General features: G+C 72.2%; 17 protein-coding genes. 4 read left to right on the forward strand and 13 right to left on the reverse strand.

Features of this window, described 5'->3' with window-relative positions:
- Positions 1 to 16: 16 nt before the first annotated feature.
- Positions 17 to 814 (reverse strand): TetR/AcrR family transcriptional regulator, encoded by a 798-nt coding sequence (locus EDD93_RS08630; RefSeq protein ID WP_123524603.1) that lies wholly within the window; start codon positions 812 to 814, stop codon positions 17 to 19.
- Between the two features lie 97 nt (positions 815 to 911).
- Here EDD93_RS08630 and EDD93_RS08635 point away from each other — a divergent pair, with 97 nt between their 5' ends.
- Both EDD93_RS08635 and EDD93_RS08640 read left to right on the forward strand, forming a co-directional pair.
- On the forward strand, positions 912 to 1,895 hold the full coding sequence (locus EDD93_RS08635; protein WP_260255669.1) for an ATP-binding cassette domain-containing protein: 984 nt from the start codon (positions 912 to 914) through the stop codon (positions 1,893 to 1,895).
- 70 nt (positions 1,896 to 1,965) lie between these two features.
- Positions 1,966 to 2,700: an ABC transporter permease gene (locus EDD93_RS08640; protein WP_123527658.1), complete on the forward strand. Its 735-nt coding sequence runs from the start codon at positions 1,966 to 1,968 to the stop codon at positions 2,698 to 2,700.
- Between the two features lie 28 nt (positions 2,701 to 2,728).
- On the opposite strand, the gene EDD93_RS08645 is transcribed toward EDD93_RS08640, so the two are convergent.
- The 3 genes from EDD93_RS08645 to EDD93_RS08655 all read right to left on the reverse strand — a co-directional run bounded on the left by EDD93_RS08645 (position 2,729) and on the right by EDD93_RS08655 (position 5,751).
- A complete protein-coding gene (locus EDD93_RS08645; protein ID WP_123524605.1) occupies positions 2,729 to 3,982 on the reverse strand; it encodes a GNAT family N-acetyltransferase in 1,254 nt (417 codons plus the stop codon).
- Positions 3,983 to 4,088: 106 nt separating this feature from the next.
- Positions 4,089 to 5,081 (reverse strand): asparaginase, encoded by a 993-nt coding sequence (locus tag EDD93_RS08650; protein ID WP_123524606.1) that lies wholly within the window; start codon positions 5,079 to 5,081, stop codon positions 4,089 to 4,091.
- Between the two features lie 46 nt (positions 5,082 to 5,127).
- A complete protein-coding gene (locus tag EDD93_RS08655; protein ID WP_185092252.1) occupies positions 5,128 to 5,751 on the reverse strand; it encodes an ABC transporter substrate-binding protein in 624 nt (207 codons plus the stop codon).
- 116 nt (positions 5,752 to 5,867) lie between these two features.
- On the opposite strand from EDD93_RS08655, the gene dtd reads away from it, so the two are divergent.
- A complete protein-coding gene (gene dtd / locus EDD93_RS08660; RefSeq protein ID WP_123524607.1) occupies positions 5,868 to 6,317 on the forward strand; it encodes a D-aminoacyl-tRNA deacylase in 450 nt (149 codons plus the stop codon).
- A gap of 43 nt (positions 6,318 to 6,360) precedes the next feature.
- Here the strand turns inward: dtd and EDD93_RS08665 are convergent, their stop codons facing one another.
- The 3 genes from EDD93_RS08665 to EDD93_RS08680 form a co-directional block, all read right to left on the reverse strand.
- On the reverse strand, positions 6,361 to 7,329 hold the full coding sequence (locus EDD93_RS08665; protein ID WP_123524608.1) for a folate-binding protein YgfZ: 969 nt from the start codon (positions 7,327 to 7,329) through the stop codon (positions 6,361 to 6,363).
- Between the two features lie 252 nt (positions 7,330 to 7,581).
- Positions 7,582 to 8,028, reverse strand: coding sequence for a Fur family transcriptional regulator (locus tag EDD93_RS08675; protein ID WP_123524609.1), 447 nt, complete (start codon positions 8,026 to 8,028; stop codon positions 7,582 to 7,584).
- A 64-nt stretch (positions 8,029 to 8,092) separates the two neighbouring features.
- The gene (locus EDD93_RS08680; protein ID WP_123524610.1) at positions 8,093 to 8,665 is read right to left on the reverse strand and encodes an FABP family protein; all 573 of its coding nucleotides are present in this window, start codon (positions 8,663 to 8,665) and stop codon (positions 8,093 to 8,095) included.
- A 421-nt stretch (positions 8,666 to 9,086) separates the two neighbouring features.
- On the opposite strand from EDD93_RS08680, the gene EDD93_RS08690 reads away from it, so the two are divergent.
- Positions 9,087 to 9,449 (forward strand): DsrE family protein, encoded by a 363-nt coding sequence (locus EDD93_RS08690; RefSeq protein WP_024489658.1) that lies wholly within the window; start codon positions 9,087 to 9,089, stop codon positions 9,447 to 9,449.
- 13 nt (positions 9,450 to 9,462) lie between these two features.
- Here EDD93_RS08690 and EDD93_RS08695 read toward each other — a convergent pair whose 3' ends face one another.
- The 6 genes from EDD93_RS08695 to EDD93_RS08715 all read right to left on the reverse strand — a co-directional run bounded on the left by EDD93_RS08695 (position 9,463) and on the right by EDD93_RS08715 (position 14,014).
- A complete protein-coding gene (locus tag EDD93_RS08695; RefSeq protein ID WP_123524611.1) occupies positions 9,463 to 9,816 on the reverse strand; it encodes a DUF3099 domain-containing protein in 354 nt (117 codons plus the stop codon).
- A 146-nt stretch (positions 9,817 to 9,962) separates the two neighbouring features.
- Complete coding sequence (locus EDD93_RS08700; RefSeq protein WP_018490348.1) at positions 9,963 to 10,250, reverse strand: DUF1416 domain-containing protein; 288 nt, start codon at positions 10,248 to 10,250, stop codon at positions 9,963 to 9,965.
- 50 nt (positions 10,251 to 10,300) lie between these two features.
- Positions 10,301 to 11,146, reverse strand: a complete 846-nt coding sequence (locus EDD93_RS08705; RefSeq protein WP_123524612.1) for a sulfurtransferase — start codon at positions 11,144 to 11,146, stop codon at positions 10,301 to 10,303.
- Between the two features lie 150 nt (positions 11,147 to 11,296).
- Positions 11,297 to 11,404 (reverse strand): putative leader peptide, encoded by a 108-nt coding sequence (locus EDD93_RS40795; protein ID WP_353962123.1) that lies wholly within the window; start codon positions 11,402 to 11,404, stop codon positions 11,297 to 11,299.
- 273 nt (positions 11,405 to 11,677) lie between these two features.
- Entirely contained in the window at positions 11,678 to 12,370 is a 693-nt protein-coding gene (locus EDD93_RS08710) for a DUF2993 domain-containing protein (protein ID WP_123524613.1), read from the reverse strand.
- Positions 12,371 to 12,553: 183 nt separating this feature from the next.
- Entirely contained in the window at positions 12,554 to 14,014 is a 1,461-nt protein-coding gene (locus EDD93_RS08715; protein WP_123524614.1) for a hypothetical protein, read from the reverse strand.
- Positions 14,015 to 14,016 lie beyond the last annotated feature (2 nt).

Raw genomic sequence — 14,016 nt, forward strand, 5'->3', positions numbered from 1 at the left:
GACCCGATGTCCGCCGCTACGCCCCGCCGCCCTCCCCGCGCTCCTCGCGGGCCCGTTGGCGGATCAGCGCGTCGATTCCGTCCAGCACCCGTTCGAGGCCGAACCGGAACTCGTAGTCGGGCTCGTCCGGGACCCACATCACGTCGGTGGCCATCAGCCGGGAGAGCGCGGGGTGGCGTTCGGGGTCGACGAGCCGGGTCAGCGTGCGGGCGTACCCGTCCATGACCTCCCGCGCCGGTACGCCGCGCGCCTCGACGGCGGCGTCGAGGTCGCCCATCAGCAGCGCCTCGTTCCGCACGAAGCCGCTGACCAGGAGGATGACGGAGACCGCGTCGCCCGGTCCCAGGCCGCTGCTCCCGAGCGCCTGGAGGCCCTGTTCCCACCAGGCCACGGAGTGCGGGCTCGCGGGCGGTCCCGAGATGGGGATGCGGAGCATCCAGAGGTTGCGGTGGTAGACCCGGCGCTGCGCCCAGGCCCACTGCGAGAGCGCCTCCCGCCAGCCGGCGCCCTCGTCGAGTGCGGGCAGCGGGGGCGGCGGGCCCATGGCCGCCTCCTGCATCAGCACGTAGAGCTCGTCCTTGGCGGCCACGTACCGGTACAGCGACATCGTCGAGGCACCCAGGTCCTTGGCTACCCGGCCCATCGACACCCCGCCGAGCCCCTCGGACGCCGCCACCGCCACCGCCGCGTCCACGATGCGCTCCAGACTCAGCCCGGGTTTGGGCCCCTTCACCGGGCGGGACCGCAGCCCCCAGGCGGCCTCGATGCTGGCCGGCAGGCCCGTACCGCCCGGCGAACCGTTCTCTTCCGTCACCTGAAACCGCCTTCCCTTGACGGCCATCCTAGTTATGCGTAACCCTTACACAGTAACGCGTACGCCATACGCAGAGAGTGCACGGAGAGGCGCACCCATGCCACCAACCACACGCACACCACCAGCCCCGGCCGCCATGATCGAGGCCCACGGCCTGACCAAGTCCTACGGAGGATGCGCGACCCCCGTCCTGGACGGCGTGGACCTGCGCGTCGACCGCGCCACCGTCTTCGCCCTGCTCGGCCCGAACGGCGCGGGCAAGACCACCGCCGTGCGCGTCCTGGCCACGCTCACCACCGCCGACAGCGGCACGGCCCGCGTAGCCGGGTACGACGTCGTGGCCGACCGGAGCCGGGTACGCCGCGCGATCAGCCTCACCGGGCAGTACGCCGCCGTCGACGAGACACAGACCGGCGAGGAGAACCTGCGCATGATGGCCCGGCTCACCGGCCGGTCCCGGGCGGACGCGCGCCACCGGGCCGCCGAACTCCTCGAACGCTTCGGCCTCACCTCGGCCGCCCGCCGCACCGTCCGCACGTACTCCGGCGGCATGCGGCGCAGGCTCGACCTGGCGGCCGGTCTGGTCGGCAGCCCGCAGCCGGAGGTCTTCTTCCTGGACGAGCCGACGACCGGCCTCGACCCGCGCAGCCGCCAGGAGCTCTGGCAGGTGGTCCGCGACCTCGCCGCCGAGGGCGCCACGGTCCTGCTCACCACCCAGTACCTGGAGGAGGCCGACCGGCTGGCCGACCGCATCGCCGTACTCGACCGGGGCCGGAAGGTCGCCGATGGCACGGCTGACTCGCTGAAGTCACGCGTCGGCGGACACCGCCTGGACCTGGTCATGGCCGACCGCGCGAGCTACCTCCGGCTCACCCACCGCGCCGTGCACCACTCACCCGCCACCCTCACCCTCGGGCTCCCCACGGACGGCTCGGCGGCTCAGGTGCGGGCACTGCTCGACGAGGTGGACCCGGGCCGCGACGCGGTCGAGCGGTTCACCCTGCACAGCACCACGCTCGACGACGTGTTCCTGGCCCTGACCGCGACGAAGCCGAAGGAGGCATCGGCCGCCCATGTCTGAAGCGCCCGCCATCACCCGCACCGCCCGGCCCCCGGCCGAGGCTCTCGCCCCCGTCGCCCGCGCCCTCACCATGACCGGCCGTTCACTGCGCATCAGCAGACGCAACACCGACGCCCTGGTCACCTCGCTCGTGCTGCCGGTCATGCTGATGCTGATCTTCGTCTACTTCTTCGGCGGCGCGATCGACACCGGGATCCCGCACACCGCCTACGTGACCTACGTCGTCCCCGGCGTGCTGCTCCTGTGCGCCGGCTTCGGCTCCGCCACCACCGCGGTCGCCGTCAGCGAGGACATGAAGGGCGGCATCATCGACCGCTTCCGCACCCTCGACATCGGCGGCACCCCGATCCTCGCCGGCCACGTCGCCGCGAGCACGGCCCGCAACCTGGTCTCCACCGCCCTGGTCCTGGGCATCGCGCTGCTGATCGGCTTCCGCCCCACCCCCACGCTCACCGGCGTCCTCCTCGCCCTCGCCGTCCTGATCGCGTACATCGTCGCGCTGTCCTGGCTGTCAGCAGCGATCGGCCTGCTCGCCAGAACCCCGGAGGCGGCCGGCGGGTTCACCTTCCTGATGATGTTCCTGCCCTACCCGAGCAGCGCCTTCGTCCCGGTCGAATCGATGCCGGCCTGGCTCCACGGCTTCGCCGAGCACCAGCCGGTCACCCCGGCCATCGAGTCCCTGCGCGGCCTCCTGCTCGACCAGCCGGTGGGCAACTCCCCCTGGATCGCGCTGACCTGGGCCGGCGGCATCCTGCTGGCCGCGACGGCGCTGTCGGGTGTGCTGTTCGGGGTGCGGACGCGGTGACCGCGAAGCGCCGCCCGGCTCCAGGGGCTCAGAACACGTCCGGACACCAGGCCCGCCGCCCCGCCCGGAACACCCCGTCGGCCAACGCGGCCGCGCCCGGGGTCAGTTCCTCGACCCGGCCCAGCGCCGCCAGCCGCAGGACCGACTCGTCGCCGAGGTAGAGCGTCCCCAACTCCCGCACGTCCAGCGCGAGGTCGGCGCTGCGCGTGGTCGGGACGCAGGTGGCGCCGGACGGGGAGGCGTCCAGCTGGAAGCGGCCGGCGGTCAGGCCGGTGGCGTCGTGGACGTCCAGGACCAGTGAGCCGGGCACCGCGTAGGTGCGGGCCTCCAGCGCGCGTACGGCGTCCAGGAGGCGCACCCACAGGAAGTCCGCGTGCGTCACCACGCGGGCCGCGCGCGGGTCCGGGAGGAGCAGCGGGAGCAGGTCGTCGGGGGCGCGGTGGCCGGTGCGGATCGTGGTGACCCAGTCGACCGAGCAGAGGAAGTGCCACAGCGCCCGCTCCGCCGCCGGGTTCGTCGCGATCATGCTGCGTACCGTCGCCCGGTTCAACGGCTGCTTGGCATCGCCCCAGTTGTCATCGACGCGGTAGACGAGGAGGCCGTCCACGGTCCCCCCGGCATCGCGGTGGACGGCTTGGAACGGCTCGGTCCAGGGGTCGTTGGGGAAGAGCGCGTTTCCGGTCGTCAGGTCCCACCAGCGGTCGCCCCGGCTCACCGCCCCGTGCTGCAGGGCCCGCAGCCGGTCGTGGAGGGCCGGCCCGAGCTTGCGCACCTCGGCGCCGTCCACCAGGTCGATCCGGCCGCCGTCCCCTGCGGACGCGCCGGACAGCCGGGGGTCCAGGCCCGCCCGGGGGACGTCGATCTCCCACTCGGTGGTCCAGGCGGCGGGGCCGAAGCCGTACCGCCCGTAGATCGGGTACTCGGCGGCGATCAGGGTGGCGGCCACATCGCCGCGCTCCCTGGCCGCCGCCAGGTCGTTCGCCATCATCCGGGTGAGCAGCCCCCGGCGGCGGTGGGTGGGCGTGACGGTCACGTTGGTGATCGCGTCGGCCGGCACCGTCGCGCCGCCGACGACCGTCAGCTCCTGCGCGAACGAACGGAACGTCGCCACACACCTCCCGGCGTCGAACACCCCCTGGACGCGCGGCAGATCCATATGGGGCAGCCTCCCTGCCACCTCCTCGTCCGACGGGGTCGGCGCGCGCAGGAATCCGGTGTTCAGGGCCCGCAGCCAGTCGGCGAACTCGGACTCGGTGACGGGACGGACCTCAAGGCTGTTCATACGCTCCACGCTAGACACGGCTGTTCGGGTTGTCGCCCGCATTTCCGGTGCACGGGACGCCCGCGCGGTACGGGGCCGGCTCCCGCCCGCCCCGTACCGCGCCGGGTCAGAACGCCGCCCGGATCTCCCCCACCTCGGCCGCGCCGCCCAGCAGCGGGGCCCGGCCGATCCGCGAGACCACCGGGGCGTCCACCCCGAGCAGGCCGAGCGCTCGGGCCAGGACCGGGCCCAGCGCCCGGGTCGAGCCGTCGTCGATCTTGAAGGCCAGTGCCCTGCCGTCCGCGAGGGCCACCGCCTGGACCGCCTCCGCACCCATCTTGGACAGCGTGCCGGGCAGCTCGCGCATCAGCCAGGTGTCGGGGCGGCGGGTGCCCGCCACGTACTCGGGGTGCGCCCGCATCGCGTCCGCCACCCGGCGCTCCGCCGTACCCGGTGCCGCCGTGACGAACGTACGGAACGCCCGCGCGAGGCCCACCAGCGAGATCGCCATCAGCGGCGCCCCGCAGCCGTCCGTGCCGACCGAGGCGACCGGTTCGCCCGCCGCCTCCTCGACGACCCGGTGGACGAGGAGCTGGAGCGGGTGCGCCGGGTCGAGGTAGCCGGCCGGGTCCCAGCCGTTGCGCAGGCACACCGCGAGCATCGCCGCGTGCTTGCCCGAGCAGTTCATGGTGATCCGCTCCCGGACGTGGCCGGCGGCGAGGTACGCCTCCGCCTCGACCGGGTCCAGCGGAAGGTCGGGCGGGGTCTGCAGGTCGTCGGGCGACAGGCCGTGCTCGGCGAGCATCTTGCGTACGAGATCGAGGTGGAAGCCCTCGCCCGAGTGGCTCGCGGCGGCCAGCGCCAGCCGCTCCCCCGACAGGTCGAGCCCGGCCCGCAGCACGGCCGCCGCCTGCATCGGCTTGTTCGACGACCGGGGGAAGACCGGTGCCGCCGGATCGCCCAGGGCCAGCTCCACGCTGCCGTCGGCGGCCAGGACGACCAGCGATCCGCGATGGTGGCCCTCGATGAAACCGGACCGCACGATCTCGGCCAGTACCGGTGGGGCGGGCGGGCCGGGTATGGCGTCGGGCCGGGCGGACGGGGCTGCGCTGGAGGTCATGGTGGCCTTCCGGGGACGGGCGGGACCCGCCCCCGGAGGGGTTGCCTCAGGCGAGCAGGTCGTCTACTTGTGCTTCCCCGTCACGGTACCTGCGGGCGATCTCCGCGCTGCAGTCGTCCGCGGTGCGCTGGAGCCGGTGGCGGCGCCGGGAGACCTGCTGCTCGTAGCGGACCAGGCGCCCCATGGCGGCGTGCAGCTCTTCGTCCGTCCGGGCGTCGAGGTCGGACAGCTCGACCTCCGCGAGCGTCTCGGCCGCCAGCTGCCGGTACTCGTCGCTGCGCGGGGTGCTCAGCGTCACGTGCCGGGCGGAGGAGCGGTGCAGCGACGGGGCGTCCGCGAGGATCTCGGAGAGCCGGTCCACCACCGGCGACTCGGGGTCCCGCCGCCGGGCCAGCTCGGCCCGCAGGATGTCGACGCGCCCCTGGACCAGCCGCCGCACATAGCTGAGGTCGGCCTCGTCGCGCTGCGAGTCGCGGCGCAGGGTGCGCAGCTCCGGCAGCCGCAGGGCGCCCAGTTCGGGCGGGGGTGCGGCCGGACCCTCGTCGGAGCCCTGCCCGGTCCGCTGCACAGGCGGGCGCATGGTGCTCGTGCTCGCAGCCGCACTGCTGTTGACGCCGGCACGCGTGACCGGCACGGTGCCCGGGGAGTGCCCGGTTCCATGGGTGCTCATGCTTGTGTCCATCCCCTCGACCGGTGCGTCGGCGCACCGCCTCCGAGCATCGTGCCACCTGGAGGGTGCCGGTGGAGGTGCTCTGTACCCGTTCAGCCCAAGATAGGTTGGTCTGTATGCGTGCAGTGATACAGAGGGTGAACGGCGCGAGCGTCACGGTGGCCGACACCGACGGCGAGGGCGGCGGACCCGCGGTGGTCGGCGAAATCATCGGCGAGGGCCTGTGTGTGCTGGTCGGAGTCACCCATGGGGACACCCCGGAGAAGGCGGCACAGCTCGCCCGGAAGCTCTGGTCGGTCCGCATCCTGGAGGGCGAGAAGTCCTGCTCCGACGTGAATGCGCCGCTTCTGGTGATTTCGCAGTTCACTCTCTACGGGGACGCCCGCAAGGGCCGCCGGCCCACCTGGAACGCCGCAGCGCCCGGCGACATCGCCGAGCCGCTGGTCGACGAGGTGGTGGCGCGGCTGCGGGCGCTGGGAGCACGGGTGGAGACGGGCCGGTTCGGGGCGGACATGCGGGTCTCGCTCACCAACCACGGCCCGTTCACCCTCGTCGTCGACGTCTGACCGGGGCTTGGCCACGTCTGACCGGGCGGCGGGGGCTAGGGCCCTACGGCTCGACGACCGTCTCCTGGGCGGCGGCCGTGTTCTCGCCGGCCAGCAGCTCCGCGTCCACCGGCACGTTCCGCTTCACCAGGGCCAGGGCGATCGGCCCCAGCTCGTGGTGGCGGGCGGAGCTGGTGATGAAGCCGAGCTGACGGCCCTCGGCCCCGTCCGCCGCGAGCCGGATCGGGGTGCCGTGCCCGGGGAGCGTCACCTCGCTGCCGTCCAGGTGCAGGAAGACCAGGCGACGGGGCGGCTTGCCCAGGTTCTGCACCCGGGCCACGGTCTCCTGGCCCCGGTAGCAGCCCTTCTGGAGGTGGACCGCGCTGCCGATCAGGCCCAGCTCGTGCGGGATGGTGCGGTGGTCGGTCTCGAAACCGAGCCGGGGGCGGTGGCCCTCGACGCGCAGCGCCTCGTAGGCCAGCACCCCGGCGGCCGGGCCGTGCTGCGCCGCGTACGCCTCCAGGCCGGCGCGCGGCAGGAACAGGTCGCGGCCGTACGGCGTCTCCCGTACGGCGGCACCCTCCGGCGCCGGGGCGATGGAACCGGCCGGCAGGTACACGACCGCGAAGTCCTCGGTGCGGTCGGCGACCTCGACGCGGTAGAAGAACTTCATCGACTCCAGATAGGCGATGAGCTCGCCCTGGGTGCCCGGCTCGACGTGCATCCACAGGGTCTCGCCGTCGTCGACGAGGTACATGGCGTGCTCGATGTGCCCGTTCGCCGTGAGGATCAGGGAGTCGGCGGCCTGGCCCGGCGCGAGATCGGTGACGTGCTGGGTGATCAGGAGGTGCAGCCACGCCAGCCGGTCGCTTCCGGTGACGGTGACGACACCGCGGTGCGAGAGGTCGACGAGGCCGGAGCCGTCGGCGAGGGCACGCTGCTCGCGGAACAGGTCACCGTAGTGCGCGGCGACGCCTTCGTCGCGGCCCTCGGCGGGGACGGCACCGGGCAGGGACAGCAGGGGGCTCTTCATGCGACCAGCGTACGACTAGGGTCTTTCGTTTGGATCAGGCCGGATCAGGGAGCGGTGTCCGGTGCGTGCGGCTGCAAGGCGGAGGAGGGAGTGAATGCGGAGCATTGGCGACCGACGACAACGCCGCAGATGTGCGTGCCGGACACCGCGAGCCCGGCATGATCCAAACGAGAGGCCCTAGGGTCTTTCGCGTGCGCCCGCCGGGGATTACGGGACAGCCCTCAGGCGCCCCGGGCCGGATTCGCGGACCGCTCAGGCCGGATCGGCGGGCTGCCCGGCCGCCTTCGCCGCACAGTCCGCGCAGCGGCCGAAGATCGCGAAGTGCTTCATGTCCGTCTCGAACCCGAAGGTGCCGCGCAGCTTCTCGGTGAACTCCGCGACGACGCCGACATCGGCCTCGATGACGTCTCCGCAGTCCCGGCAGACCAGGTGGATGTGGTGGTGGCGGTCGGCCAGGTGGTACGTCGGTGCCCCGTGGCCCAGATGGGCGTGGCTGACCAGACCGAGCTCCTCCAGGAGCTCCAGGGTCCGGTAGACGGTCGAGATGTTCACGCCGGAAGCGGTCCGGCGCACCTCGGAGAGGATGTCGTCGGGCGTCGCGTGCTCCAGCGCGTCGACGGCTTCCAGGACAAGCTGCCGCTGCGGCGTCAGCCGGTAACCACGCTGCCGAAGATCGGTCTTCCAGTCGGTGCTCACCACAGGCCCCAGTCTAGGTCCTGTCCGGGTGCCGTCCCCAGCGGAATGCGGGACGGCACGCGACCGGCTACTTGAAGAACGCGATCCCGTCGTCCGGCAGGTCGCCCAGGCTCTTCGCCATCGCGGCGACCTCCTCGGGCGTGACGACCTTCTTGAGGTGCGCCGACATGTACGGCCGCAGCTCCACCTCGGGCGTGGACTTCTCGCCGACCCACATCAGGTCGCTCTTCACGTAGCCGTAGAGCCGCTTGCCACCGTTGTACGGGCCGGAGGCCGCGGTGCGGGCCACCGCGTCGGTGACCAGGTCGATCTGCGGCTTCTGGTGGGCCAGCTCGCCGTACCAGATCTCGATGACGCCCTGGTCGCGGACCATCACGACCTCGACCTTGCGGTCCTTGTCGATGCGCCAGTAGCCGGACTCGGACTCCAGCGGCCGGACCTTCTCGCCCTCGGCGTCGAGCACCCAGCTGTGCGAGACGTACTCCAGGAAGTCCCGGCCGTCGTGGCTGAAGGTCACTTCCTGGCCGAAGTTGCACTTCTCGGCGCCGGGGAAGTCGGACACACCCGCGCCCGCCCAGTTGCCCAGGAGGAATGCCAGCGGGACGAGGTCCGGGTGGAGGTCGGACGGAATCTCGATCATGAGCGGCTCAGACGATCTGTGAGGCGGGGGAACAGGGAGGGCGCGCGTGGAGCTGAGGGGTCAGCGCTGACCCTGGTACAGCTTCTTCACGGTCAGACCGGCGAAGGCGAGGGTGCCGACACAGACCAGGACCAGCAGGGTGGTGAAGAATGCCTCAAGCACGGGAGCTCCTTGAACGAGCGGTATGGCAGCAGTACGGGCCGGGTCCCAGCCTAATGGGTGGAGGCCCGGCCCGTCGGTTCGGGGCTTGCCGCGGGGCGGCTCGGCCCAGCAGCCGGTTCCGCGGGATCACCGTCCGGTGGAGGGGAACGCGCGGCACCGAAGGGCTTCGGCTCCATGGCCGGGTACGCCGGGCCCGGCTGCGGGAGGGCGCCCGGCGGGGGCGGTGCCCGCCGGGCGCCCGAGGATTACAGTTCCGCATATGCCGAAGAAGCTCGTGATCAAGGTGACCGCAGGTGCCGACTCCGCCGAGCGCTGCTCGCAGGCGTTCACGGTGGCCGCGGTCGCCGTCGCCAGCGGCGTGGAGGTCTCGCTCTGGCTGACCGGGGAGTCCGCGTGGTTCGCCCTGCCGGGGCGGGCCGCCGAGTTCGAGCTGCCGCACTCGGCGCCACTGCCGGACCTGATCGAGTCGATCCAGGCGGGCGGCCTGATCACGCTCTGCACGCAGTGCGCGGCCCGCCGCGACATCACCGAGCAGGACGTCCTGGACGGGGTACGGATCGCCGGGGCCCAGGTCTTCGTCAGCGAGATCATGGCCGACGGGGTGCAGGCGCTCGTCTACTGACGGAGCCGCCCGCTCACCGGCGGCGCTTCTTGCCGTCGAGCTCGTCCCACCACTCGTCCGACTCCGGATCGCCGGTGGGGCGCCCCTTGCCTGCCTGCTGCCGGGGGCGCTCCTTGCCCGGCCGCTGCGCCGGGTGCTCCTCGACCGTCCGCTGCCGGGGGTCCGGGGGCGGGTCGTCCCACCAACGGTCCTCCGGACCCTTCCGGTTGGCCACGATCGCCGCGACGGGCGGGATGACCATGGCGATCACGCACATGCTGATGGCTGCGGGAATCGACCAGAGCCGCACGAAGGCCCAGGACGAGATGAAGAGGACGAGACATCCGCCCATCATCAGAAAATAAGCGCGACGGCGTCGGGCGTACATAAGTCCAGCGTAGGCCTGATTCGTCCGCCCAGCCGGTCCTGGGCGGCGGGCTCCTCCGCCCGGACGGCACGAAGGGCCGTACCCCGGTTCAGTAGGGCGTCCAACCCCCTGGGGTACGGCCCTCCGGCCGGTCTTCGTGCCTCGTGCTAGACCGCGATGGCCACCTCGGACAGACCGCCCGTCTGTGCCACGACCGTGCGGTCGGCGCTGCCGCCCGGAACGAGCGCGCGCAGCGTCCAGGTGCCCTCGGCCGCGTAGAAGCGGAACTGCCCGGTCGCGGACGTCGGGACCTCCGCGGTGAACTCACCGGTCGAGTCCAGCAGGCGGACGTAGCCGGTGACGGGCTCGCCGTCGCGGGTCACGCTGCCCTGGATCGTGGTCTCACCGGGCTTGATCGTCGAAGCGTCGGGGCCGCCGGCCTTTGCTCCACACATGGCGTTCTGTCCTTCTGGTCGAGGGGCGTGCTGGTCCGGATGGTGCGGAGTTACTTGTTGGCGCCGAGCTCGATCGGCACGCCCACGAGGGAGCCGTACTCGGTCCACGAGCCGTCGTAGTTCTTGACGTTCTCCTGGCCGAGGAGCTGGTGCAGCACGAACCAGGTGAGCGCGGAGCGCTCACCGATGCGGCAGTACGCGATGGTGTCCTTCGCCAGGTCGACCTGCTCGGCCTCGTAGAGGGCCTTCAGCTCGTCGTCCGACTTGAAGGTGCCGTCGTCGTTGGCGTTCTTCGACCACGGGATGTTGCGGGCGCTCGGCACGTGGCCGGGGCGCTGCGACTGCTCCTGCGGGAGGTGGGCCGGGGCGAGCAGCTTGCCGCTGAACTCGTCGGGCGAGCGCACGTCGACCAGGTTCTGGGTGCCGATCGCCTTCACGACGTCGTCGCGGTAGGCGCGGATCGACTCGTCCTGCGGCTGGGCCTTGTACTGGGTGGCCGGGCGGGACGGGATCTGGTCGCCGTCGACCAGGTCGCGGGAGTCGAGCTCCCACTTCTTGCGGCCCCCGTCGAGCAGGCGGACGTCGCTGTGGCCGTAGAGCTTGAAGTACCAGAACGCGTAGGACGCGAACCAGTTGTTGTTGCCGCCGTACAGGACGACCGTGGTGTCGTTGCCGATGCCCTTGCCGGACAGCAGCTCCTCGAAGCCCGCCTGGTCGATGAAGTCGCGGCGGACCGGGTCCTGGAGGTCCTTGGTCCAGTCGATCCGGATCGCGTTCTTGATGTGGTTCTTCTCGTACGCGGCGGTGTCCTCGTCGACCTCGACGATGGCAACCTTCGGGTCGTCGATGTGGGCCTCGACCCAGTCGGCGTCTACCAGGACGTCACTGCGGCTCATTGTGTTCTCCTCCGGGGCAGTCTGCGGCGAGATGATGCGAATTGGTGCGTGATGCGGATGTACGGGGCGCGGGTTCGGCACGTGCACAGAGGCATCAGATGGCCCCGACGCGTGGTCGGAGGGCCGGGAATGCGGGAGTCGAGGTCCCGCTCAGACAGTGCGACAGAGCATGGCGGCGACGCGGCACAGGTCCACTGCCCGCCGCTTCGTGAGATCCGCCCGTCCCCGCTGCGGGAGACCGCTAATAGAGCACTGCATGGGACCGATCGTAGGGACGTACGGGCGGACATGTCACCGTCGTGTCGCCCATTGAGACGCGATCGTCCATTAAATGAGACTGGAGAGGGGTCGGGCCTTCCTCGCGGCCGCTCCCCGGAGCGCCGCGCACGTCGGACATCTGCGGAACGGACACGGCCGTCTCAGTATGTGGCGCACGGCTTCCGGACGCCGCGGGACGCGCCCGACGGTGGCGGGGGCTGTCCGGCGGGTGTCAACAGGCGGGTGTCAACAGGCGGGTGATCAGGCCAGCGATCAGGCGAGCGATACGTCGGTGCCGGTCACCGAGATCTCCAGGCCTGCGGCGGTCGGCTGGATCTTCTCCAGCTTCAGCCCCTTGGGCAGTCCGCCGACCTCGCGCTCGAAGTCGGTCTTCTTGCGCACCAGGCCCTCGAGGCCGGGAATGCCCTCGCCCGGCACCTTGTCCGCGTGCACCCGCACGGTGTGGCCGTCGACCAGGGTGACGGTGGACAGGACGGAGCGCGAGATCTCGCGGCCCAGGCCGGGGACCTCGACCGCGCCGGTCACCTTCACCTTGCCGTTGCCGCCGTACTCGACGGCGACGTCCGCGCTGGCCGCCTTCGTGAGGTCCGCGTACGACACCACGGCCGTTCCGCCCGCCCGTGCGGCGACGGCGCCGGAGAAGCCGTCGGTCAGCCGGACCTGGTGCAGGTCGGCGTTCATCTCGCTGATCCGGAGCGTGCGGCCGTTCGCGCTGGTCTCCAGGCCGGTGATCTTCACGTCCACCTCGTCGAGCTCCGACCCGGCGAGCTGCGTCAGGAACGGGAAGCCCTTGATCGAGACGTCCGTGGAACCGATCTCCGCCCCGGGCACCTGCACCCGCTCGGCGGCCTGGGACTCGGCGAAGTACACCGCCGCGCGGTCGACGGCGATGAACACACCGGCCAGGACCACCACGATGACCAGCAGTATGCGCAGTGCACGCATGCCTTGTCCTCCCCCACCCGCATCCGTTCGGACCCCTCGGCGCCCGTGAGCCTACTGCGGCCGCACATCACGCTCCGGGTGATCGACGAGAGAAAGCCCCCCATCGGTTCCCCGTGGAGGGCTTCGGCATCTCTGTGACGCGTGAGGCGCGACGGTCACGAGTGACGTGTCGCGGGCGACCGGCTACGAGATCGCGCGGCCGATCAGATACACGGCGGGCGCGGCCGCGGTGAGCGGCAGAGCCACTCCGGCGGTCATGTGCACGAACCGTGAGGGGTAGTCGTAGCTGGCCACCCGCAGCCCGATCAGCGCACAGCCACCGGCGGCGAGGCCGAGCAGCGCGCCCTTGGCCCCCAGGTCGGTGACGGCCCCCGCCGCACCACCGGCGGCCGAGGCGACGACCAGCGCCGCCACCACGGAGACCGGCCCCGGCAGCGGAAGCGCCCGTACGAGCACCGCGACGGCGACGGCGACCCCGCCGGCCGTCACCGCGTCCGGGACCGCCGCGAGGTGCCCGGCGGCCAGGACCGCGAGCGCGGCCGAGGCGACGGTCGCCATCAGCCCCTGCATCCGCTCGTCGGCGCCCGCCCGGCTGCGCAGCTGGAGGACGACGGTGAGCAGCACCCAGACGCCGAGTGTGCCGAGGATCGCGGCCGGACCGTTCTCCCGGCCGGCGGCCAGCAGCACCACATCGGCGACGAGCCCGCCGGCGAACGCGAGCGCGATGCCCTGCCTGGCCGGCCACATGCCGTTGAGCCGGAACCACCCGGCGGCGGTCACCGCCTGGAGCAGCACCAGCGGGACGACCAGGGCGTACGAGCCGATGGCCGCGGCGAGCGCGAGCAGCAGCCCGAGCCCCGCGGTGATCGCGGCGGGCTGCATCCCCGGCGCGATGATCGGCGAACGGCCCTCGGCGCGGGCGCGCTGGGCGTCGGTGATCCGGCTGTTGCCCAGCGTGGTGGGCGAGCTGTAGCCGTCCTCGTCCGGCGCGGCGCCCGCGGGCTCGGGAGCGGCCGGAGCGGCCGGAGCCGTCCGGACCTCCGGCGGCAGCGGATAGGCGCCGGAGGCGGACTGCACCGGCTCTGCGGGCTGCACCGGCTGTACGGGGTGTGCGGGCTGCTGCGCCGGGCGGAGGGTGGGCTGGTACTGGGTGTCCCAGGTCTGGCCCTCCCAGGTCTGCGCGACACCCTGCTCCCCGGCCTGCCAGCCGCCCCCGGTCTGCTGAGCCTGGTAGGGCTGCTGAGCCTGGTAGGGCTGCTGAGCTTGGTAGGGCTGCTGAGCTTGGTAGGGCTGCTGGGGCTCGTGCGGCTGAGGAGCCTGCTGAGGCTCGTAGGGCTGAGGGGCCTGCTGGGGCTCGTACGGAAGCTGTACGGCCTGGTGCGTCGGTTGGGCGGACGCGTACGGCTGCGGGGCGGCCTGTGGCGGCTCGTACGTGCCCTGCGGCGCCTGCGGCGCGTACGGGGCGCCCTCGCCCGCGTAGGGGGCCTGCTGCCCGTACTGCGCGTACGCGGGGTCCGGGTAGCCCTGGTCCGCGTACGGCTGGTTCCCGTACTGCTGCGGCTCCTGGCCGTACGGCTGCGGCTCCTGGCCGTACGGGCGCTGCGGCTGGTCCGGGTACGGATGCTGCTGATCGCTGCTGCTCATGT

The organism is Streptomyces sp. 840.1 (genome assembly GCF_003751445.1).
Lineage (GTDB): Bacteria > Actinomycetota > Actinomycetes > Streptomycetales > Streptomycetaceae > Streptomyces.

Bases quoted from the DNA above. Each gene is read 5' to 3' on its own strand.
- EDD93_RS08665 (WP_123524608.1), bottom strand. From the start codon at position 7,329: ATGAAGAGCCCCCTGCTGTCCCTGCCCGGTGCCGTCCCCGCCGAGGGC.
- EDD93_RS08690 (WP_024489658.1), top strand. From the start codon at position 9,087: ATGCCGAAGAAGCTCGTGATCAAGGTGACCGCAGGTGCCGACTCCGCC.
- EDD93_RS08645 (WP_123524605.1), bottom strand. From the start codon at position 3,982: ATGAACAGCCTTGAGGTCCGTCCCGTCACCGAGTCCGAGTTCGCCGAC.
- EDD93_RS08655 (WP_185092252.1), bottom strand. From the start codon at position 5,751: ATGAGCACCCATGGAACCGGGCACTCCCCGGGCACCGTGCCGGTCACG.
- EDD93_RS08705 (WP_123524612.1), bottom strand. From the start codon at position 11,146: ATGAGCCGCAGTGACGTCCTGGTAGACGCCGACTGGGTCGAGGCCCAC.
- EDD93_RS08650 (WP_123524606.1), bottom strand. From the start codon at position 5,081: ATGACCTCCAGCGCAGCCCCGTCCGCCCGGCCCGACGCCATACCCGGC.
- EDD93_RS08635 (WP_260255669.1), top strand. From the start codon at position 912: ATGCCACCAACCACACGCACACCACCAGCCCCGGCCGCCATGATCGAG.
- dtd (WP_123524607.1), top strand. From the start codon at position 5,868: ATGCGTGCAGTGATACAGAGGGTGAACGGCGCGAGCGTCACGGTGGCC.
- EDD93_RS08695 (WP_123524611.1), bottom strand. From the start codon at position 9,816: ATGTACGCCCGACGCCGTCGCGCTTATTTTCTGATGATGGGCGGATGT.
- EDD93_RS40795 (WP_353962123.1), bottom strand. From the start codon at position 11,404: ATGCAGTGCTCTATTAGCGGTCTCCCGCAGCGGGGACGGGCGGATCTC.
- EDD93_RS08710 (WP_123524613.1), bottom strand. From the start codon at position 12,370: ATGCGTGCACTGCGCATACTGCTGGTCATCGTGGTGGTCCTGGCCGGT.
- EDD93_RS08640 (WP_123527658.1), top strand. From the start codon at position 1,966: ATGACCGGCCGTTCACTGCGCATCAGCAGACGCAACACCGACGCCCTG.
- EDD93_RS08680 (WP_123524610.1), bottom strand. From the start codon at position 8,665: ATGATCGAGATTCCGTCCGACCTCCACCCGGACCTCGTCCCGCTGGCA.
- EDD93_RS08700 (WP_018490348.1), bottom strand. From the start codon at position 10,250: ATGTGTGGAGCAAAGGCCGGCGGCCCCGACGCTTCGACGATCAAGCCC.
- EDD93_RS08715 (WP_123524614.1), bottom strand. From the start codon at position 14,014: ATGAGCAGCAGCGATCAGCAGCATCCGTACCCGGACCAGCCGCAGCGC.